Annotated in this window: 14 protein-coding genes and 1 tRNA gene; 3 read left to right on the top strand and 12 right to left on the bottom strand. The window is 54.9% G+C overall.

What is annotated here, in order from left to right:
• Positions 1-9 precede the first annotated feature (9 nt).
• The 8 genes from NST84_RS01150 to NST84_RS01115 form a co-directional block, all read right to left on the bottom strand.
• Complete coding sequence (locus NST84_RS01150) at positions 10-1,470, bottom strand: CoA-acylating methylmalonate-semialdehyde dehydrogenase (protein WP_342563849.1); 1,461 nt, start codon at positions 1,468-1,470, stop codon at positions 10-12.
• Between the two features lie 44 nt (positions 1,471-1,514).
• Positions 1,515-2,525: a 5-dehydro-2-deoxygluconokinase gene (gene iolC, locus NST84_RS01145; protein WP_342563848.1), complete on the bottom strand. Its 1,011-nt coding sequence runs from the start codon at positions 2,523-2,525 to the stop codon at positions 1,515-1,517.
• A 481-nt stretch (positions 2,526-3,006) separates the two neighbouring features.
• The gene (locus NST84_RS01140; protein ID WP_342563847.1) at positions 3,007-4,026 is read right to left on the bottom strand and encodes a LacI family DNA-binding transcriptional regulator; all 1,020 of its coding nucleotides are present in this window, start codon (positions 4,024-4,026) and stop codon (positions 3,007-3,009) included.
• Positions 4,027-4,266: 240 nt separating this feature from the next.
• A complete protein-coding gene (gene iolB, locus NST84_RS01135) occupies positions 4,267-5,100 on the bottom strand; it encodes a 5-deoxy-glucuronate isomerase (RefSeq protein ID WP_342563846.1) in 834 nt (277 codons plus the stop codon).
• Between the two features lie 37 nt (positions 5,101-5,137).
• A complete protein-coding gene (iolG, locus tag NST84_RS01130; RefSeq protein WP_342563845.1) occupies positions 5,138-6,184 on the bottom strand; it encodes an inositol 2-dehydrogenase in 1,047 nt (348 codons plus the stop codon).
• Between the two features lie 692 nt (positions 6,185-6,876).
• Complete coding sequence (locus NST84_RS01125) at positions 6,877-7,002, bottom strand: hypothetical protein (protein ID WP_342563844.1); 126 nt, start codon at positions 7,000-7,002, stop codon at positions 6,877-6,879.
• Positions 7,003-7,013: 11 nt separating this feature from the next.
• Positions 7,014-8,135 (bottom strand): glycoside hydrolase family 88 protein, encoded by a 1,122-nt coding sequence (locus tag NST84_RS01120; RefSeq protein WP_342563843.1) that lies wholly within the window; start codon positions 8,133-8,135, stop codon positions 7,014-7,016.
• Between the two features lie 2 nt (positions 8,136-8,137).
• Complete coding sequence (locus NST84_RS01115; protein WP_342563842.1) at positions 8,138-11,302, bottom strand: alpha-mannosidase; 3,165 nt, start codon at positions 11,300-11,302, stop codon at positions 8,138-8,140.
• A 156-nt stretch (positions 11,303-11,458) separates the two neighbouring features.
• Here NST84_RS01115 and NST84_RS01110 point away from each other — a divergent pair, with 156 nt between their 5' ends.
• On the top strand, positions 11,459-12,370 hold the full coding sequence (locus NST84_RS01110) for an AraC family transcriptional regulator (RefSeq protein ID WP_342563841.1): 912 nt from the start codon (positions 11,459-11,461) through the stop codon (positions 12,368-12,370).
• Between the two features lie 453 nt (positions 12,371-12,823).
• On the opposite strand, the gene NST84_RS01105 is transcribed toward NST84_RS01110, so the two are convergent.
• Positions 12,824-12,907 (bottom strand) — tRNA-Leu (locus NST84_RS01105).
• 259 nt (positions 12,908-13,166) lie between these two features.
• Here NST84_RS01105 and NST84_RS01100 point away from each other — a divergent pair.
• On the top strand, positions 13,167-14,957 hold the full coding sequence (locus NST84_RS01100; RefSeq protein ID WP_342563840.1) for a helix-turn-helix transcriptional regulator: 1,791 nt from the start codon (positions 13,167-13,169) through the stop codon (positions 14,955-14,957).
• Positions 14,958-15,368: 411 nt separating this feature from the next.
• Here NST84_RS01100 and NST84_RS01095 read toward each other — a convergent pair whose 3' ends face one another.
• Both NST84_RS01095 and NST84_RS01090 read right to left on the bottom strand, forming a co-directional pair.
• Positions 15,369-16,280, bottom strand: a complete 912-nt coding sequence (locus tag NST84_RS01095; protein WP_342563839.1) for an AraC family transcriptional regulator — start codon at positions 16,278-16,280, stop codon at positions 15,369-15,371.
• A gap of 110 nt (positions 16,281-16,390) precedes the next feature.
• A complete protein-coding gene (locus NST84_RS01090; protein ID WP_342563838.1) occupies positions 16,391-20,137 on the bottom strand; it encodes an alpha-L-arabinofuranosidase C-terminal domain-containing protein in 3,747 nt (1,248 codons plus the stop codon).
• A 187-nt stretch (positions 20,138-20,324) separates the two neighbouring features.
• Between NST84_RS01090 and NST84_RS01085 the strand changes: the two genes are divergently transcribed.
• Complete coding sequence (locus NST84_RS01085; protein WP_342563837.1) at positions 20,325-20,741, top strand: hypothetical protein; 417 nt, start codon at positions 20,325-20,327, stop codon at positions 20,739-20,741.
• Between the two features lie 95 nt (positions 20,742-20,836).
• Here NST84_RS01085 and NST84_RS01080 read toward each other — a convergent pair whose 3' ends face one another.
• A complete protein-coding gene (locus tag NST84_RS01080; RefSeq protein WP_342563836.1) occupies positions 20,837-21,406 on the bottom strand; it encodes a lysozyme inhibitor LprI family protein in 570 nt (189 codons plus the stop codon).
• Between the last annotated feature and the right edge of the window lie 19 nt (positions 21,407-21,425).

The following is a 21,425-nucleotide window of genomic DNA, read 5'->3' as shown; positions in this document are numbered from 1 at the left end:
CCTCTATCGTTACTGCCAGCGGGCAGTGACAACCTTTTTGCGCGTATAGAATTCAACTCCGTCAGTGCCGTTCGCATGCAGATCGCCGTAGAAGGAATCCTTCCAGCCGGAGAACGGGAAGAAAGCCATCGGAGCCGGTACGCCTACATTGACACCTAGCATGCCGGACTCAATGTTTTCACGGAAATAGCGGACTTTCCCGCCGTCATTTGTAAAGATACAAGCCCCGTTCGCAAAACGCGACGCATTGGCCAGCTCCACCGCATCCTCCACACCCTTAACCCGGACAACCGAGAGGACAGGCGCAAAGATTTCTTCCTGCCAGATTTTCATCTCTTTGGTGACTCCGTCAAATACCGTAGGTCCGACAAAATAGCCCTGACCCGCAGCTGCAGCATCCTCCCGTCCGTCCCTGAGCAGCTTCGCGCCTTCGGCTACGCCCTGCTCGATGTAAGCAACCGTTTTGTCCTTATGCCCCTGGCGGATAACCGGTCCCAGAAAGGTGTCTTCCTCCAGCCCGTCCCCGATCGTCATCTTCCCGCACTCGCGCAGCAGGATCGAGATCAGCTCGTCTGCTACATCTTCTTGCACAGTGACTACGGAACAGGCCATGCAGCGCTCTCCGGCAGAACCGAAGGCAGCGTTGATAATCTGTGTAGCGGAAGCCTCAAGGTCGGCGTCCGCCAGTACGATGGAGTGGTTTTTAGCCCCTGCCAGCGCCTGAACCCGTTTCAGATGCTCTGTTCCTTTTTTATAGACATATTCCGCCACCGGCTGTGATCCGACAAAAGAAATCGCCTTCACACCAGGATGCTCCAGCAGCCCGTTAACCACATCATGCGCACCGTTTACCACATTGAGCACACCTTTAGGCAGCCCCGCTTGCTCCAGCAGCTCCGCCAGACGTGCCGCCAGCAGCGGTGTACGCTCGGACGGCTTCAACACAAAGGTATTGCCGCAGGCAATCGCGAGCGGGAACATCCAGCAGGGAACCATCATCGGAAAATTAAACGGAGTGATCCCGCCGATAACACCAATCGGATAGCGGTACATTCCTGATTCAATGCCGGTCGCAATATCCGGCAGCTGCCGGCCCATCATCAGTGTAGGCGCGCCAGCCGCGAATTCGACACACTCAATGCCGCGCTGTACCTCGCCGTAAGCTTCTTTATAGCTTTTCCCGTTCTCCAGCGTAATGGTTCGCGCCAGGTCCTCCCAATTTTCAACCAGCAGCTGCTGATATTTAAAAAGAATCCGTGCCCGCCGCGGAACCGGTGTCTTCGACCAGCCGGCAAAAGCCTCCTCGGCCGCAGCCACCGCCCGGTCCACATCCTCTCTGCCGGACAGCGGAACTCTGGCCAGCTCTTCGCCCGAAGCCGGATTGAACACCGGTTCCGTCTGCTCGCTTTTTGCCTCAACCCATTCTCCGCCAATATAGTTTTTCAGCACTTCTACGTTTTGCTGTGCCATTACTGTCCACTCCTTCATCTCTGTTGATGTATTTGAATTTCTCTTTACCGGGTGCCTGCAGCAACCTCTTTATTCGAAGCCAGGAAGGCTTCAAGCTCTTCCAGGGTCGGCATGGCATCCGAGCAGCTGTGCCGCGAGATTACAATCGAAGCCGATGCGCTGCCGCGCCGCATAGCTTCACCGACACTGTCGCCCTGCATCAGACTGTGGATGAAAGCCGAGGCGTAGGAGTCGCCTGCGCCGAAGGTTTTCAGCACCTTGGCCGGGAAAATCCCGCTCCGGTGATTCAGGCCGTCTGCTGTATAGGCAATCGAGCCGCTTCCGCCGTGCTTGATGACAACCAGCTTCGCCTGCTGGGAGAACCAGCGGGCTGCCGTCGCTTCGTCGTCGGCATCTGTCACATTGTACAGATTCTCCATCATGTTGAATTCCTCGCGGGTACCGATGATGCAGTCGCATTTCTCTGCGGCCAGATTATAGTAGACAGCCGTTTCAGCGGCGGATTTCCAGGTATAAGGACGATAATCCAGGTCAAAAAATACAGTCACATTATGTCTGCGGGCAAACTCCAGCGCCAGGAACACCGCTTCGCGGGAAGGACTTTGTGCCAGTGCGGTGCCGGAGATCAGCAGCGCTTTGGACTGGCGGATATAATCCTCTGAAATTTCGTCTGTATTCAGCAGCAGGTCTGCAACGTTATCGCGGTACATCAGAATGCTGCATTCCTGCGGACTTTTTATTTCTGTAAAAGCAAGCCCCGTCACAGCACCGGTATGATCAACGCACACCTGGCTGTCGTCGACGCCGTCCTTCTGCAGATAGCTCCGGATAAACCGGCCCATCTGATCATCGGCCAGCTTGCCGATGAAGCCGGTGCGCATGCCCAGCCGCGCCGTTCCGATAATGATATTGGCCGGAGAGCCGCCGACATATTTGGTGAACGTCATGGTCTCTTCCATAGGTCTTCCGGTTTCATTAGCATTAAGGTCAATACAGAGCCGGCCGACGGCGACTAAATCGAGCGGACGGGCGGGATCGAACTGCAGATCGTTCATAGTGACGCCTCCTTGAAAAAGCTTCAGAAGAAATGAATGATAATAGCCTGGATATAATGCGAGCAGGATGAGCGGAACAGATGATAAGGATTCATTAGGAACGTTGTTATTTTTAAAATACCGGTCTGTCAGGGAGAGAAAGGGTAAGCGCTTAACCTAATTTTATAAATAGTATAGGCCAGAACATCCGGTTTGGCAATCCTTAATTTGAAAGCGATCTCAAGTTTTCTGTTAACTCACGCAAAAGGCATGGATCAATAACGTTTCCGCATAAAAAAAAGACCCGTTCGCCACCGTAATGGGGGGACTGGTCTTGAGGTATTTAGTCTTGGAGCATTTGGTCTCAATAACGTAGCGGACTGCAGCACCCCCCTAGTGCAGGTCTCTATCGCGAATCTCTAGCGCAGGTCCCTGGAGCAAGCCATTGACATCGGGCTCTGGAAGAGTGATCCGGCAGCCGGACCGGACAAATCCGGGCCTATCAAGGCTGATCCTCCGGCGCCGGCCCGGTTGAATGCCGGATGACCAACTCCGGCATCAGCATAATTTTGCGTCTGGGGCTGTCCGGATTGTCGATAGATTCGTTCAGCAGAATCATCGCCTGCTCGGTCATCTCGCGCAGCGGCTGGGCGATACTGGTCAGCGTAGGGTGGCAGATTTCTGCCAGCACCGTATTATCAAAGCCCACAACGGATAGATCGCGGGGAATGGACAATCCCGCGCTGCGCGCTTCCTTCAGGACGCCGATGGCCAGCAGGTCGTTGCAGGCGAATATAGCCGTCGGCCGCAGCTCCTCTGCCTGGCCAAGCATAGCCGCCGCTGCCCGGCGGCCGTTTTCCAAGGTAGCTGACGTATGCGTAAGGTTGGCCGGATTGTCGAACGGGACGTCCGCATCCCGCAGCGCATCCAGAAAGCCCTCGGCCCGCAGCTTGCTCCCCGGCAGATTGTCGGAGATGATGCCCAGCTTCCGGTGCCCCAGGGACAGCAGGTACTCCGTCGCCTGATATCCGCCCTTATAATCATCCACCGTAACGCTGCTGCTCTCCAGACTGCGGATTTCCGCCGAGAAAAGCACCAGCGGCACCCGGTCGGCAAGCAGGCGGCGGATCATATCCGTCTTTCCCGTGTGAGAGGCGATGATCAGGCCGTCTACCCTTTTGCGCAGAAGCAGCGAGGTGTATCGGGCCGCTTTTTCATCATCACGGTCTGTACTGCAGACAATCAGGTCACTGCCCTGCTGCTGGGCATAGTCCTCGATCCCCCGCGCCGTCTCCGCAAAAAAAGGATTGGCAATATCGGGAATCATCAGCCCGATCGTCCCCGTCCGGCGGCTCGTCAGCGCAGAGGCCACCAGGCTCGGCTGATAATTAAGCTCCTCCATCACCTGATTTACCTTATCCCGTGTCTTGTCACTGATCCTGCCGTTATTATTGAGCACCTTGGACACCGTAGCAATGGAGACTCCGGCCTCCCGCGCCACATCATAAATTGTAGGTTTCATTGTTTAAAACCGCCTTTACGTTCTTGCCGTCTTATACTTCGATTATAGGGAACTCCTCCAAAAGTGTCTATTCGCCGGTATTGTCATTTCACCCGCTGCCGCTGCGGCCCGGTCCGCTGTCTGCTTCGATGCCACTCAGCAATGCTGCGCACTTTACGCTGCGTTTTGCCAGCATTATCAGATACAAAAAAGGAGCCTCCGCCCTGCGGAAGCCCCTTAATACTGCCTCTATCCCAAGGCCTATTCCTCCTGGCCTGCGGGAGTATGCCCGGCCGGTTTGAACAGCCATTCGTGATCAGGATCATTATGAAATACCCAGGTCCGGACCGGTCCTGCCATCACATTGAGATAATAGGAATCATAGCCCGGCGGTGCTGATACCGGATGATAGCCTTCCGGAACAAGCACCACGCTGCGGTCGGGCACGGCCATCGTTTCATCGAGGCTGCGGTCGTCGTTGTATACACGCTGCACCACAAAGCCGTGAGCCGGGTTCACCCGGTGATAATACGTCTCCTCCAGGTAAGACTCTGCCGGCAGGTTATTCTTGTCGTGCTTATGCGGCGGATAGCTGGACCAGTTGCCGCCGTCCGTACGCACCTCCACCACCAGCAGGCTCTCAGCCTCACTGCTCTCCGGCAAAATATTGACTACACGGCGTGACATGCTGCCGTAACCACGGGCTTCGGCTCCCGTATCGGACGGTGCAATCAGCCGGGCCGGATACTTGCCCGTACCCGGGGCGAGACAGACAGCGAGCTCTAACTCCGTCAGGGCTGTCACCTCATAGCGTCCGCCCGCCGGAACATAGACCGCATAAGGCGGCTGGTCCTCGAAGACCGACATTCGTTCTCCTATCCCCGTAAACAGCTGGTCGTCCGCCTTCACATCCGCTTTTCCGGAGAGCAGTACCAGGCAGACTTCATTGTCTCCGGTATCGCGGCTCAGCGTATCACCTGTCTGCAGCTGATACACTTCAAACCCCACATACTCCCAGCCGGCGCTCTCCTTGCTGACTGCTGTAACAAGCCCGTCCTTGCCGGGTGTAGCAGCCTTGATCAAATAATCAGACATCCTCACAGCTCCCTCCGTGTTCAAGATAAACCTCCGCTTACAGGACTTCTATCTCCGGGCGTTCCCCGCCGGCTAAAACCTTCAGCTTCACCGGGAGCCCGGTCCGGTGCGATTCCAGAGCCGCCTCAGCAATGAGCTGGGCCTGCTGTCCGTCATAGCCGCTGCACACAGCCGGCTCCTGCAGAATGATGGATTGGGCGAATGCCGCAACCTCATCGGTGAACGCCTGATTGTAGCGCTCAAGGAAAAAATGCAGCGGCTGGTCGCGGGTAACCGATGAGGCTGTAGACACCTCAACTGTGGTCGGACGGCAGTTGTCGGCCGTTGCCGCTCCCTGGGAGCCGAATACCTCCACCCGCTGGTCGTAGCCGTAGACAGCCTGGCGGCTGTTATCGATCACACAGATAGCGCCGTTTGTGAAAGTCAGCGTAATGACAGCCGTATCCACATCGTCGCAGCGTCCGAACATCGGGTCGATCAGATTGGCGCCACGGGTATACACTTCAGCTACTTCTTCACCCACCAGATAACGGGCCATGTCAAAATCGTGAATCGTCATATCCATAAACATCCCGCCGGAGGAGCGCACATAGGCTTCACCGGGCGGCTGCGGATCACGCGAGGTGATCTTCACAATATGCGGTCTGCCCAGCTCGCCCGCCTGAACCAGCTGCTTAAGCTTGCGGAAATTCGGGTCCATCCGGCGGTTAAAGCCCACCTGAAGCAGCACGCCTGCTTCCTTGGCAGTCTGCAGCGCCCGGCTTGTTTCTTCCGAGGACATACTGATCGGCTTCTCGCAAAAAATATGCTTCCCGGCACGCGCTGCACGCTCAATCCAGGAGGCGTGCGTATCTGTCGGTGTGCAGATGAACACGGCGTCGATCTCCGGATCGTTCAGAATGGCTTCCCCATCCGTAAAAGCAGCTCCAAGCCCCCGGCTCTCCGCCCAGGCAACCAGCTCTTCGGTCATAAAAGCCTCTGAAATAGACTTTATTTTATAAGACGGCAGTACACGCAGATTATCGGCATGCAGACGTCCGATTCTTCCGGCGCCGATAATGCCTACTGTTACTTGATTGACCATACTCGCTTATCCTCCCTCAAGGTAAGCGCTTAACCTTTCCGAGATCAGTATACTTCAAGCCGCAGCAGGCTACAAGTGTTTTCTAGGATTTGTTTCTAAGCCAGCCTGTTCATCTGCGCTAACGGACCGTGGATTAATTTCACCCAAGGAATACAGAACCGCTTCCACTCAAAAGATGCAACCCGCCCGGCTAACGGAGGCTGCAGTTCACCCAAAAGAGGCACTCCCCCCAGCTAACGGACCGTAGAGCCTTTATTCATCAAAAAAAGCACCATTATTCTGGCTAACGGACTACAGCACCCTTATTCCCTTGCCAGCAACTGCAAACCGGACCTGAATCCGAAAATAACGCCTCTGGAGTCCGTTAGGTTGTAAATTCGGGCCCTTGGGGCGAAATAAGGGCTCCCCGGTCCGTTACCAGCCGGCACATCTTATAATTCCAGCCAATGTGTGCTGATACGGCAGCGGAAGGATTACTTGTCATACTCCATACTTCATACTTCACTCCTCATCCTTCACATCCCCCACTGCGCACTGGATTTCCGCTATTTCGAGGATGCAGCTCCACCAAACCTTTAGTGAAACACCTCAAAGGCCAGCTGTCGAACGCTCCATGTACCTTCTAAGTAGGAGCAGCAGTCTTAGTTCATGCCTTTTCCTCTGATCAGCCGCAATTAATCTTTAGACTGCAGTTAAACACCCGTAGCCACCGGGGTTCCCCGGTGGCTGGCGTCTGCTCTTAGTCCTCTTGTTTTACCATCCGCTTCCGCTTCCGCCACGCCAAGGTGCGTGGATGATAACGGAAGCTGTCTTGTCACGGCCGCACACCTCAGCAATAATGCAGCGCTTCGCCCAGCGCGACCAGCGTCATGGCCTGGCCGTAGGCCATCGGCGCTATAATAATGCCCTTGTAATCGTCTCTGGTTTTGCCGATTGGCGTACCGCCGGAGACGCCAAGTACCGTACCTTCATCGTCAATCCGGTCCAGCACGGCCTGAATTGCCTTCAGCGCCGGCTGCGCATACTCCTCAGGCAGCAGTCCCCTGCGTACGCCATGCAGAATGCCGGCGGCAATGGCGGCCGAGCCGGAGGTCTCGGTGTAGCTGTCCGGATCGTCCAGCAGCGTATGCCACAGCCCGTCTGCGCTCTGGCAGTCCAGCAGCGCTTCTGCCTGCGCCTGAAGCACCTGCTGGAGGTAAGTAAATACGCCGTCCTCCAAATACGGGCGCATCAGCTCCAGGTATTCCGGCAACCCAAGGCTGAACCAGCCGTTTCCACGGCACCAGAAGGCTTCGCTGAAATTATGGCGGCCGGTGAAATGCCAGCCGTGATAGAACAGCCCTGTCTTTTTGTCATACAGATATTTAATATGCAACAGCAACTGATGCAGCGACGTCTGCCGCCACTCCGGCTTATCGTATTTTACGCCCATTTTGGCTGTAAACAGAATGGCCATAAACAGCGTATCAATCCAGATTTCATTCTCATTGAGCGTTAGTTCGCTTTTGTCGGCTCCGGTCGTGACATGCTGGTAGCCCTGTTCCACAGTGCGCGGCAGCCCGTTCATCAGCCACTCCACCCACTCCAGGCTCAGCTCCTCCGCCTCATCCAGCTCCATCAGCGACAGCAGCGGAGCGGTGGTATTGATGTTCCGGCTGGGCAGCCCCTTGTCCATCTGCCGGGCCATCCACGGCTTGGCGTAAGCAGGATAACGCCCGTCGGCAAAATGCCGGTCCAGCTTCTGCAGCCCATACAGTCCGACGCCCTGCGGCCAGTCCCATTCCTCCATGCCGAAGTCACGGGCAAAATAGCCCCGGCGCCCTGCATCCTCGCCTAAGGTTTGCAGCTCCGCCTCGTTATCCGGCCGGTCCAGATTCAGCAGCTTATCCGATACACGGTTCAATTTTGCAATAATCTCCGCTTGATCCAGCTGCGTTCCTTTTACACCCATCGTTAAATCCCCTCTCGTGTCTGCTCTTGGCCCAGTCTGATTCTGAATGTTCTGATCTCATAAGGTCTGATCTGAAAATCCGGTTCTCCCGCCTGCCACTCACCTTCCGGCTCCTCCATCAGATTGCACTCCTGCCAGGCAGTAATGCTGTAGCCGCTTGCGATCCGCACCTGACTGCGCGCTCCGGCATACTCATGCAGACGCAGCACTACATCGCCGCCGTCCTCGGAACGTTTTACCGCATCAACCAGCACATAACCCCCATCGATGGAGAAAAGAGGATCAACCTCCAGCCTGCCCGGTACCGTCCGCAGCGGATTATTCAGCTCCCACGCTTTCCGGACCACTCCGCCCAGGGCGAAATCACCCTCATGCGGATACAGCGCATACGTAAAGGCATGATGTCCCTGATCCTGCTCCGGATTCGGGTGAACCGCCGATTTCAGCAGCGTCAGCCGCAGCACACTGTCCTTGATGTCATAGCCGTATTTACAGTCATTGAGCAGCGCCACACCGTATTCCTTCTCGCTGACATCCGCCCACTGGTGTCCCACGGTTTCAAAGCGGGCGTAATCCCAGCTTGTATTCCAGTGGGTCGGGCGTTTGACATTGCCAAACTGGATGTCATAGGTTGCTTCCGTGGTATGAACATCCACAGGGAAGGCTACCTTCAGCAGCTGGTTATGCCCATGCCAGTCCATTTCTGTGCGGAAGTCGATCCGGGCGGTATCCCGGTAAAAGATAATATCCTGAGTAATGGTCGTGCGGTTATACGTCCAGGCCATGCGCAGCACCGCCCGCAGCGGGCCGTTTTCGATCAGTTTGCAATCTGTAAGCTGCGAAATTTCGGTCATTTTTTCCTGATAAAAAATATCGATATCCCATGCTTCAAAATCCAGCGGCTTATCCTCGAACACCTGCAGCACATTCCCGCGCTGGCCCGGAGCCAGAATCTCCCGGCCATTGCGGCGGTCGCGCAGCGAGGTGAATTGCCCCTGCTTATTCCAGGCCGCTTCAATCAGCGGGGTCGTAAGCCGCCCTTCGGAAGCATCTGCAAGCAGGGTTCCCCCATCCAAACGGCCGCCCGCTGCCTGTTCCGGCACAACCTCCAGGACAGCTGTACCAAAGGCAGGCACGGAAGGAATATACACCAGCCAGCCGCCGTCTGCAGTGCGCTGCTGCTCCAGCTGCCCGCCGTCAACATTCTGAATGATGCTGGTGTCAGAAGCATTGCCCGGCAGCTCCAGATAACGCGGGCTATCCCAGTTCGAGCTTCCAAGCGCAGTAAGGAATTGCTGCTCTCCGGAGGCTTTTTCCTCTCCGTCTGCCGTCTCCCCCGCACCGTTAATCAAAGCAAGTGACCGGGCCTCTCCTTCCGCATATTCCAGATCACTGTCCTGGTAGACCTCTTTGATCGAGGAGCCCGGAATAATATCATGGAACTGGTTGCGCAGCAGAATCTCCCAGATACCGCGCAGTTCCTCAGCCGGATAAGCTTCCGCCAGATTGCCGCGGCTCACGCCGGTCAGCGTATACAGCCATTCCGCATCACGCAGCAGCAGCTCCAGGCGGCGGTTATATTTTTTATTGCCGGCCTGTGAGGTATAGGTTCCCCGGTGGCATTCGAAGTACAGCTCGCCGTTCCAGGTGTGCACGAATCCGTCCGTTTTTTCAATCCGCTCATGCAGACCTTTGAAGTAATCGCCCGCGCTGCCGGGCTTAATCTTAGGCATACCCGGAAGCTTGTCAAACCGGCGGCGCAGCTCCAGCATATCCCGTGTCGGCCCGCCGCCACCGTCGCCCCAGCCATAGGCAAACAGCAGGTGGTCGTTAATCTCCTTATCCTGATACGAGTTCCAGATACCGCGCAGCAGCCCTGCGGTCATCCGGCCGTTGTAGGTGTAGGCATCGCCGTCTTTTTCCGAAGTGGTGATAAAATGAGTCAATATCTCAGAGCCGTCCATCCCGCGCCACCAGAACGTATCATGCGGCATACGGTTGAACTGGTTCCAGCTGATTTTGGTCGTCATAAAGGTATCAATGCCTGACTTGCGCAAAATCTGCGGCAGCGCCCAGCTGTAGCCAAACACATCGGGCAGCCACAGATACTTGCTCTCGATCCCGAACTGTTCCCGGAAATAACGTTTGCCCGCCAGGATCTGGCGTACGAGCGACTCGCCGGACGGAATATTACAGTCGGATTCCAGCCACATGGCCCCCTCCGGCTCCCAGCGCCCCTCTTCAATGCGCGCTTTGATCCTTCCGAACAGCTCCGGGTAATCCTGCTCCAGATAGGCATACAGCTGCGGCTGGGATTGCATAAACTGGTATTCCGGATATTCCTCCATCAGCCTCAGTGCGGTCGAGAAGGAACGGGCCGCTTTTTCCCGGGTATGCTTCAGCTGCCACAGCCAGGCGACATCGATGTGCGTATGGCCCAGCGCGGTGAGTGTAACATCAAAGGTCTGCGGCATCGCCTCCACCGCCTCATTCAGGCTGGCGCCTGCACGGTACATGGAGCTGACATGCTCTTCAGAGCCCGGCTCTGACCAGTCAATCTCGCGGAATGCAGCATCCAGCGCCTGCTTTAGCCACTGCTTCTCCGGCTGGTCCCGGTTCAGGTAACGGAAGGTATCCAGCGCCGCCTGGGACATATAAAACAGATCATCAATCCGCTCATCCAGATATCCGAGCATCGCCTCACTGATCTTGTGCTCCTGCACCCTCGGCACTCCGCCGCCCTCAAGGCCGGACCACAGCCGGAAGACAAGCTCCACCGCCCTGCCGCCAAGCTCATCGTCAAAATAAACCTCCCGGTGGTTATTATCAACCCCCTGATAAGGCGAACCATTCACAAACAGCAGCGATTCGAATCCCGAGTTATTGAAGCTTCCGGATTTGCCGAAATCGAACCGGCCTGCAATCCTGAACCCTTCCTTCTTCTCGGGCAATACCGCCACAGCACGCAGCCAGACATAACGGTCCCGTCCGCTCCACTGCTCACCCAGCGTGATCGTGCCGTTAAAGGAGACCTCATCCGGGTAAACGCCATTTTTGCCGTCCTCATCTTCCGCATACTCCAGCCCGGTAAGCTCATTCACTGTGACATATCTGTATTTTCCAACCTCCGCCTGCCGCCGGATCAGCTTTTCTTCCGTTAAAAACATTCCCTCACCCCTTGTATCCGTTTTCATATTGCCAATATATCAAACCTCCAGGCTCAAAAACTACGCTTTATTTGCGGGAATGGGGCATATTTATTGCATCTTTTGCTTTTTAAAACCTATAATGAAGAAAATAACGGGGATAGGCGGTGAGAGGACATGCTTGAAAACGGCTTACTATATGAGCAGGGGTACAGTGTTAACATAAATACGCCGGGTGATCCGCTTTTTTATTATTTTGACTATGACGAGCGGTCGCATAACATTAATATGGAGTTCCAGCATGAACATGATTTTTATGAGATTCATATTCTGATGGATTCCCGGGCCACCCACGTCATTGACGGCAAAATCCACGCCCTCCGCAAGTACGACATCGTCCTGCTCCGCCCGTACCTGCTGCACATGACCCAGTATCCGGAAGGCCCTCCGCATAAGCGGCTGATCATTAACTTTGCCATTCCTGCCGGCACTTTTGGTCTGGATGACGCCTACAAAAGCATGCTGCTCCCGTTCAGCGAAGAGGTGCCGATTTACCGTCTGACGGGCGAGGTGCGCAGCGCCGTATTCGATCCGCTTAACGCTATTTTCACCCTGTCGCACAGTGATTCCCCGCTGAATCCGGTACTGGTACACACGCTGTTCCAGCAGTTTCTATGCGCCTTATGCCAGCAGCAGGATCAGAACAGCTACGTGCTGGAGGAAGCCGGCAGTACGGCAGCGCAAAAAATATATTCCATCACCGCCTATATCCACGCCAACTACAGCAGCGAGCTATCACTAGATTCTATTGCCAGGGAGTTTTTCACCAGCCCTTATTACTTATCGCACCAGTTCAAAAGAGTCACCGGCTCCACCCTGACCGAATACATCCAGACCACCCGCGTCCGCAAAGCCCAGCACCTGCTGATCCATACCCGCCTCAAAATATCCGGCATTGCCGAGCAGTGCGGGTTCACCAGCTTCTCGCAGTTCAACCGGATTTTTAACAAGCTGGCCGGCATGTCGCCTTCCGCCTTCCGTAAGCAGCAGGCGGCACCTGGAGCCGGATCGGCTTTGTTGTCTTATTGACGGGAGGGTCGGCTAACGGACTCAGATGACGTTATTTCAGCCGAAATTGCTTTTTAGACACGCTAACGGACTCCAGCGACCTTATCCGCCGCTTTCGGCCTCACTAACCACTGTTCGAGAGGAAATAAGAGCGCTACGGTCCGTTAGCCAGGCAAAGTACGCTTTTACAGGAAAATAAGGCCTCTGGTGTCCGTTAGCCCGGGTCTTAGTTACCGCCGTTACTCGGCTCAGCACTAACGCTCAGCCTCAGCACTCTACTCAGTACTCGACTCAGCAGTAGTACTCAGCACCCGCACTCAACTCGGTACTCTACTCGGCATTAGTACTCAGCACGATCCCCCGGCTCGATACCAGCACCTGGCACTAACACTCGGTTCGTCCCCCACCAGACTAAATATAATGAAAAAAGCCTCCGGACTGCCCAAGGGCAATTCGGAAGCTTCTTTGCTAGTATGCGGTCGAGAGGACTCGAACCTCCACGGTATTGCTACCACACGGACCTGAACCGTGCGCGTCTGCCAATTCCGCCACGACCGCAAATCGTTTATCGCGGCACAAGAATGAATATATCATGAAATCCAGAATTGCGCAAGCCTTTTTCGAAAAAATCATAAAAAACTCTAACGCTTATCTCATCAGCCGGGATTTTAATACCCTCTCACATGCTCAGCATCCTCTGACGCTCAACCGGCAGTTGATTTTGCACAGGGCTCCTCCTACTCTAATCGCTGTTCATTACAGACGGGGGAATTATAATGAAATTACGACGTCGAATTTGAATCCGGGAGAAAAGGTCATGATGAATATTGAACAGGTTGGCAGACGAATCTCCATACTACGCAGAGAAAAACAGCTATCCCAGGAGCAGCTGGCCGAACAGCTGCATGTCAGCGCCCAGGCCGTATCCAAATGGGAAACCGGCAGATCACTGCCTGAAACCTCCACCCTTCCGCTGCTCTCTGCCGTTCTGGGACATTCCATCGACAGCATCCTGCTGCCGCAAGAGCTTACGGTGCTCTCAGCTGTCTACACTGACGGAAATGAACAGATTGACGTCACCCATTGGATAAACCAGCTTATTACCGGAAATAAACTTACGCTGAGCCTGAGCGACCAGTTTTTTCAGGGATTACTGCACACCGACCGGGCTAAGCTGCTGCTCATTAAATATGGGACACCCTCCGGAATTTATTCAGCTTTTGCGCTCAAGGGGCAGCTCCTGCAGATTGATGTACATTCACAAGGCTATCCTTTGGGCAAAAGCGAACTGACACTTGTTCACGCCGTATACGGCAATGAAAGGGCCGGACGGGATATGCTGCAGAAGATGAAACACTATGCTTATTTTGAATGGACGCAGTTTACGGTAGACCAGGAGCTTTTTCCAAGCACAATGGGACATGAAGGCAGTGAATATCTGCTGATCGTTTATGTGAATGCAGACGGAATTCATGCGATAAGCTGTGCCGAGGGAGAACGAATCCATTACAATCTTGACCGGACCCGGCTGTTTGCAGGAGGATCGTCCTGCCGGCATCATATTATCGAAAATGTAAACCATCTCGGCTTTGGCAAACGAATGGACTGCTCATGGGCGGGGGCGCTTTACACCTCCTTGTCTGCCATGGGGGTTGATACCTGCTATGATGCAGTGATGGGCGTTTCGGGGGCGTGCTGGAGAGTGGCGTTTACTCCGGTATGGGATTTCAGCGCCGCTGACGCCTTTGCCGCCTACGATTATGCTTCACCGGCCTTCAGCGCATACGGGCTCAAGGCCCGCTGGGCAAACCGGCTTACGGCTGAAGAACGCAGACTTGAACGGGCTTCTATTATAAACAGTCTCCATCGGCAGTGCCTGCCAGTCGCTCTGAACCTTAGGGTCGCGCCCGAATGGGGAGTCATTACAGGCTATCTCGATAATGGAGACACGCTGCTGTGCCGGAGCTATTTTGATGAGGAGACCTTTACGGAACTGAAAGATGAACCCGAATTCCAGGAGACGATGAAGAACAGCAAGGGTTATTTGTACGTAGACCATTGGCCGTATAAGCTGCTCTATCTGGAAAAGCACGGAGAAATCCCGCCGGCACTGGACTGCCTCTATACCTCTCTCCGGGTCAAACTCGAAGCTATGCAGGCGGAGGAGTATCAGGGTTATCTCGTGGGATATAACGCCATGGCTGCCTGGCAGGAAGGTCTGCTGGATGATGCGTGGTACACAGTTGCCGATGCCGGCATCTTCTTACGCCGCTACAGCGTCAACCACTTCTGCATGATGGCGCTGGCCGATGCCCGAAGAAGTGCAGCCGCCTATTTAAAAGCTTCACTGGGTCTGGTGCAGAATCCGGCGGCGTATGCGCTTTTGAGTGAGATGGCAGCTACCTATGAACAGCTGTATACACTGCTCGATTATTATTATAGTAACATGCCTTTACCGGCCAGCCTTGAAGCACACGCTTCCCCTAAACAGCTCTGGGATCAGAAAAACCGCAGGCAGCAGGCAGAGCTTCTGCAGGAGGCAGCAGGCCTTGACCAGCGCGGCGATGAGCTGGCGACGAAGATACTCGAACAGGCTGAGGTACGGTAGGCCTGCTTATGGCAAAGGAGAGGCATTGAAGCCTCTCCTTTTACTGGTTCGCTACTTTCGGCGGAATCAAAGGCATTTTTGCCTTTCATTTTGTCCGTCAGCCCACTTTCGGCGGAATCAAAGGCATTTTTGCCCTTCATCCCGTCCGTCGGCCTACTTTCGGCGGAATCAAAGGCATTTTTGCCTTTCATCCCGTCCGTCAGCCTACTTTTGGCGGAATCAAAGGCATTTTTGCCCTTCATTTCGCCCGTCGGCCTACTTTCGGCGGAATCAAGAGCATTTTTGCCCTTCATTTCGCCCGTCGGCCTACTTTCGGCGGAATCAAGAGCATTTTTTCCTTTGCCAAGTCAGCAGCTGTCCGGACCGCCAACAGCAAAAGCCGCCCAACAGGGCGGCCTTCATCTCGGCTGTTTACTCCAATCCCAGCTTCTTCACCGGCCGCAGCACGGCATAACCGTAGCCCTCCGGAAAATGGCGCTGGTAATCCTGCTTCTCTTCCACGTCCCAGGCATAGCCTATCTGTGCAGGGTCATAGTTCCAGGCTACTTCCTCCACTGTGCGCATGACCGCCCCGTTATCCTGCAGGTAATCAAACGGAGGGTGGAAAAAGACCAGGTACTCCGAAGCCGGGATATCCCGGCATTCCATTCCCTCCGGAACCTCCCCGGCATAATCAGCCGGTACAGGGATTCCGTACAAATAACCCTTTTGCCCGTTTCGATAGAACCACCCGGCCGTCTGGCCCAGCTGACCCTCCAGCGTATGATGAGACATGCTCTCCAGCGTTCCCGACACCTCGTCACAGTCGTGTCCGTTGTTCCAGAATCCGCCGTAATTGACCGAACCCGGATCCCAAATCCCGATAAATTTATGGGCTGGTATGAACTCAAGCTTAATCTGAGCTGCCTGCAGATGAACCTCCCGCATTTTTTCCCGCTCCTTCATCAGATAATGATAAGGAGAGAACACCTCAGCACGAATGGCGAGCGGAATAGGACTGCGGGCTGTACGGTAAGCTCCGGGTGTCAGCTTAAAAGCCTTTACAAAAGCCCGCGAAAATGCCTCCTGCGAAGAAAATCCGTACTTTACGGCTATATCCAGAATGCGGGCATCCGTATCGCGGAGCTCCAGGGCGGCACGGCTGATCCGCCGCAGCCGGATATAATCGCGCACCGTCATACCAGTCAGGGTATGAAACTGCCTGGTGCAATAATACGGCGAATAACCAAGCTCCTCCGACATCCGCAGCAGGGTCGGGGCATCCGTAAGATCACCGTCAATCCAGTCAATCATCTGCTGAACCATCTCGTTCCATTCGTACATTGTTGCCTCTCTCCTTTCACTATGAATCATAGCAAAGGCAGCACCCAGGGATTTGACTTGAGTTGCAGTTGCACTCAGATTGCAGTTGCACTTAGACCACCCTTAACCCGCTAAACTCCCAGGTCCAGCACCAGCACATTCACCGAGTTGGCCGGCAGGTTCAGCACCAGCGGGCTGCCGTCCAGCATGATCTGCTGCTCCTGCGGAACGATTCGCTCGCTCAGCTTCTGATTCACATTAGGCACATGAACCAGCCAGGCATCACCGCTGAGGGTGATCAGCTTCGCAGTACCGGTAACGTTTAAATCCAGCAGCTTCAGCTCTGTCGCTTTTGCCACATCATCTGGATTCACCAGCTTCACATATACATGCTCAGCATCTCGGGTAACCGAGTTGAACACCTCGCTGTTATAAGCCTCCAGCTTGTAATCCAGCACCCTGCTGCTAGTCGCCCCGTCCGTGTAAGAACAAAGCAGTCTGCTGCCGTCCGCGCCGCCGTAGTTCACCGTAATCGTGTATTCTGTATTATCCTCTATCCCCTCATAGCATGCTGCCCGCAGATTACCTGCTGCCGTGCTGGAGGAGTAGTCGCCAAGCGTGTAAGCCTCTGCTCCCTGCTTGAATACCTTAAGGCCCGTAGCGTTTCCGCCGTAGCCGACAGCATACTCCAGAACATTCTTTGTCTCTGCAGCAATATCTGTTAAGCCCACGCCGACATAGAAGCCATCCGCACCCTGTCTCCGGGAAGCCACAACCTCCAAGGTATAGTCAGACCAGCTGTCGTTCAGGAAATAGAGTCCGCTGCGGCCGCTGCCCTGCCCCTTCAGCAGCACACCTTCGCCGCCTTGCACAACATGCTCAGCCGGGCCCGGAATCACCTGCCAGCCGGGATGAAGCTCCCGAGTGAAATCCTGATCCAGCAGCACGCTGCCGTCTTTGTTGGAAATAACGGTGACCCGTTTCACCAGCAGATCCGCACTGCCTGCAGAAATTTCAACCCCGCCATGCGGGACAAGTGCCGCCGGTTTACCTTTGGCATAATACGAGAAGGAAGTGGCGAGCACCTTGTTGCCCAGGTACTTGGCGTAAAGCTGCTGTACATAATAATTCGGCGTGAACCAGACCGTCTCATCGTCAAACCAGATGCAGTCCGGGGTCCAGCGGTAGGTGCCGTCAGTCAGCACTTTGTTGAACAGCGGCGCATAGGCTGCCAGCCGCACAACGTCAGCGTTATTTTCAAAACCGGTCATGATTGCGGCTTCGGCGACAGCGCCGGCCAGTGTATTTTTATCCGTGGATGCATACTCCCCGACAAATACCTTGGAGGTCGCCTTCCAGTCTATGCTGCCGTCAGCCTGATACGCTCTATAGTAGTAGTTGTAACGGTCAGCGTTCTTGAGCAGATATTCATTGGAACGGTAGTAGTGCTCATCGGCAATGGTGTCCATGTAATCCGGCTGTTTCTGATACCAGGTCACCGTTTCTTCAATAACATCATGGCCGTCGGCAAAAGCCACCTCAGCCGTTCCCCGCAAATTGCCGCTCAGGAACTTCCAGCCCTGCTGGTAGGCATCGTCATCCGCCTGGGCACCGACCGTAGAGATAATATGCAGCTCATAACCCGGATAGTGGCACTCCATATAAGCATCAATCGCCGCCTTGAACACTTCAAAGTTAGCAAAAAACTCCGTACCCCAGTTCTCATTGCCCACGCCCAGATAACGCAGATCAAACGGTGCTTCGTGACCCATCGTTTTGCGCAGCGCCGCCCATTCATTGCTCTCAAAATCGGTACTGAGCGCAAAGTCGATGAGATCAGTAAAGTTTTGTATAAAATAGTCGCGCAGCGCCCCGCCTGCCGGATGGGCATAGTCGGACCGGGCCTGGCACAGCACGCCGCAGGCCATAACCGGGAGCGGGGCCGCATTCAGATCCTCAGCCAGCTGAAAATACTCCATATAACCAAGGCCCATAGTCATCATGTAGCCCCAAACGTTAAAATTCTCCTTGCGCAGCTCCACCGCTCCGACCGAATCCTTCCAGTCATAGACGTTCTCCCAGATGAAGGAGCCCTCGGAGATACAGCCGCCCGGGAAGCGCAGGAATTTGGGATGCATGCCGGCGAGTGCCTGCACGAGATCTTTTCTCAGCCGGTAGTTCGGGTTGCCGAGATAATTGGCGCGGGCAGTCGGCGAGCCGGTCTCCTCCCCTGCTCCCCAGACATCGCGCGGCATAAGTGAGACCATATCAATGGAAATTTTACCGTTAAAAGTGAGCACAAGCTGACCGAGCACTTTAGCCGTACCTGTCAGTGTAATTTCTTGTTCCGGCAGCACTCCGTATTTCTTCCAGCCGGTCCCGCCTTCTATCTGTACAATAACTGCGTCACTGACAGCCATACCGTCAGCATCCTGCAGCTGCAGCGTAATCGTCCCGCCGGACTCCGCCTTGGCCCAGATTGTAAAATCGTATTTGGCGCCCTTAACAACCGACATTGCACAATGCCCGTTAGAATCAGCGAACCCGCGGTTACGGATCGTTGCTCCGTCCGCCACTGTCACATAAACCGCATTTACCTCCTTATCCGCGATTCCAAAAAACTCATTCAAGCCGCCGTGATGCTGCGGGCTCATAAGCTCCGTATCTCCCGACCAGGCAAACAGCGGCTCCCGGTTCCGTCCTGTAGAACAGCCGCATTCGCCGGAAACCTGCGAGTATGTATCAAAAGCAAAGGACTCAAACGAACGGTTCTGCACCAGCTCGGCATAAATGCCGCCATCAGCCGCATTGTTGATATCCTCATAGAACAGGCCATACATCACCTCACTGACATCCAGCACCTCACAGCCGCCATGCACTGTCAGCGTGTAGGGCGGCAAGTGAGCCGGAAGCACGGAGAGGCCGAAGCTTTTTTCACTGGAGGCATTGCCCCTGCTCAGCACCGCAGTTACCGTTACCGCCTCAGCCCCGCTAATTTCCTGAATGACACCATAGTCCGACAGGACAGCGGGCTGGCTTGACGTCCAGACCACCTGTACTTTTCCGCCCATCAGCGACGAAGGCAGGGATAAGTTACTGGTTACAATCGAATTCAGGACAGGCAGATACTTGTCTCTGGCCAGCTTCACAATCTCCTGGTCGGTCAGCGATTCACACATCACTTCAATGACCTCATCCTCCGACAATCCGGCTTTGTATATCCGCAGATCTGATAACGCTCCGGCAAAATCAGCATCCACCGCATACTGCGAACGCCCGATAAAATTGCGGCTGTAATTGTCCGGATCAGCAAAGGTAGCGAACCATCTGCGCAGCTGGGCGTAATTTCCGCTTGAGGTCTGGCTGATAGAGCCGTCGGCCGCCGCCTCACCATTCACATAGACGACCGGACCGGCGCTGCTCAGCGTACCGCCCTGCGTCCCGGTGACAGACAGCGCAAAATGAATCCACTCCCCTGCTGCATAACCTCTCCCCGGATCAGCCGACAGATCGCCGCCGGCCGTCAGTGTACCGCGCAGTCCGCGGGTCAGGAACAGGTAGGGTCCGGCCTCGCTTTTGCCAAAATCAATGATACGTTCCCACACATTCGTACCCTTGCTGAAGTTCACCCAGGCAGCTACCGTCAAGCCATTGTTGTCGCTTACATTTGTAAGCAGCCCGGCAGGCAGCTGAATATAGGATGTGCCGCTTGGTCCTCCTGCGAACCTGGCAGCCGTTCTTCCGCCTACTTCGGTTACTACTGGTACTGTTGTGCCGGAAGCTGCGCCGTCTTGTCCCTGTCCCGAGCTGTCTCTGCCGGCATTTGCGGCATCATCGAACTTATAATGGGCGATAAGCTGATCACGAAAATTTGTCATTGTGGACTCTCCCAATCTTTTATTTAATATAAATATAAATTAATTCATATAAATAAATACCATACTGTTATACTACTCTATCCGGCGCCCATTTCTCAACTGTTATTTGCTACGCACCTGCATCAGCACAAGCCGTATTCAAATCCCTGTGTACTATAAAGTAAACAGGAAGGCGAGGTGATCCTTGATGGGAAATTCAGCAAAAGTCCGCAGTCAGGCCAAGCAGCTGAAGGGCCGCAAGGTCTGCATTACGCTGCATGACGGACGGACGTATGTAGGATGGATAACCGGCTGTGAAAAAGAGGCGGTGGTCCTCTCCGCCGCACCGCGCGCCCGCAAAAAAGCGGGAGGAGCCGCTGCTCCCCGCGCCAAGCAGGCGGAAGTGTCCGCTTTTATGCCGCTCCTGGGACCGCTGTTAGGCGGACTGGGCGGAGCGGGCGGCGCCGGCGCCGGACTCGGAGGGCTGGGCGGACTGATGGGCGGCGGGCTGCGCTTCTTCGGCCTGATGCGCCGGGCGATGCCGGTCATGAAGATGGGCTATGGCATGATTAAGCAGATCCGGCCGTTTATGACCGGGCTGAAGGGGCTTATGAATAAGGAATAGCCGCAGCTTTTAATAATCGGCACAAAAAAGGCCGGACAGCGCATCTCCTGATATCAGGAAAACCGCTGTCCGGCCTGATTATTTATCCGGCAGGTTTATTTCATGTATATATTCACCAGCTCGTAGCAGCGGTCTTTAGTGACACTTCCCAGCACCGCTACATATTCCAGCGGCTCCATCGTGCCGCCTTCAAACTCCAGGGATGCTTTTTTTGCTGTTTCGTCCCGGTAGGTAATCCATTCCAGCTGCTTCTCCTTGAGCTCAGCCATTTCGCTCTCGGGCAGCTGCTGCTTCAGCGCCGCATATATTTCGTTCAAGGCCTTGTCCCAGCGTTCATATTCCTCACTGGCAGCCTCGCGCATGGATGCCGTTACTCCGGAATCATATTGTTCCTGCAGATCGCTGAGCCCGGCTTCCACAGCATCCAGCTTGGCCAGGTACTCCTCCTTGGTGCCGGAGGCGGCCGGTGTTTGTTCAGCCGCCGGTGTCGCCGCCGGGGCGGCTGCAGTCTCCATCGGCGCTGCTGTAGCCGGAGCTGATGGGGCGGCTGTCGCTTGCTCAGCCTGGTTTGATCCGGCTGAATGGGTATTCTGAGCAGTATTGTTTCCGCAGCCGGCCAGGGCCACGCTGCACATTAACATTGTTAGCAGCAATGCTTTTTTCATATCGTACTCATCTCCCTTG

The sequence above is a fragment of the Paenibacillus sp. FSL R7-0345 genome, assembly GCF_038595055.1.
GTDB lineage: Bacteria > Bacillota > Bacilli > Paenibacillales > Paenibacillaceae > Paenibacillus_AQ.
Note: the sequence above shows the minus strand (reverse complement) of the source record. Positions and strands in the feature narration are given on the sequence as shown.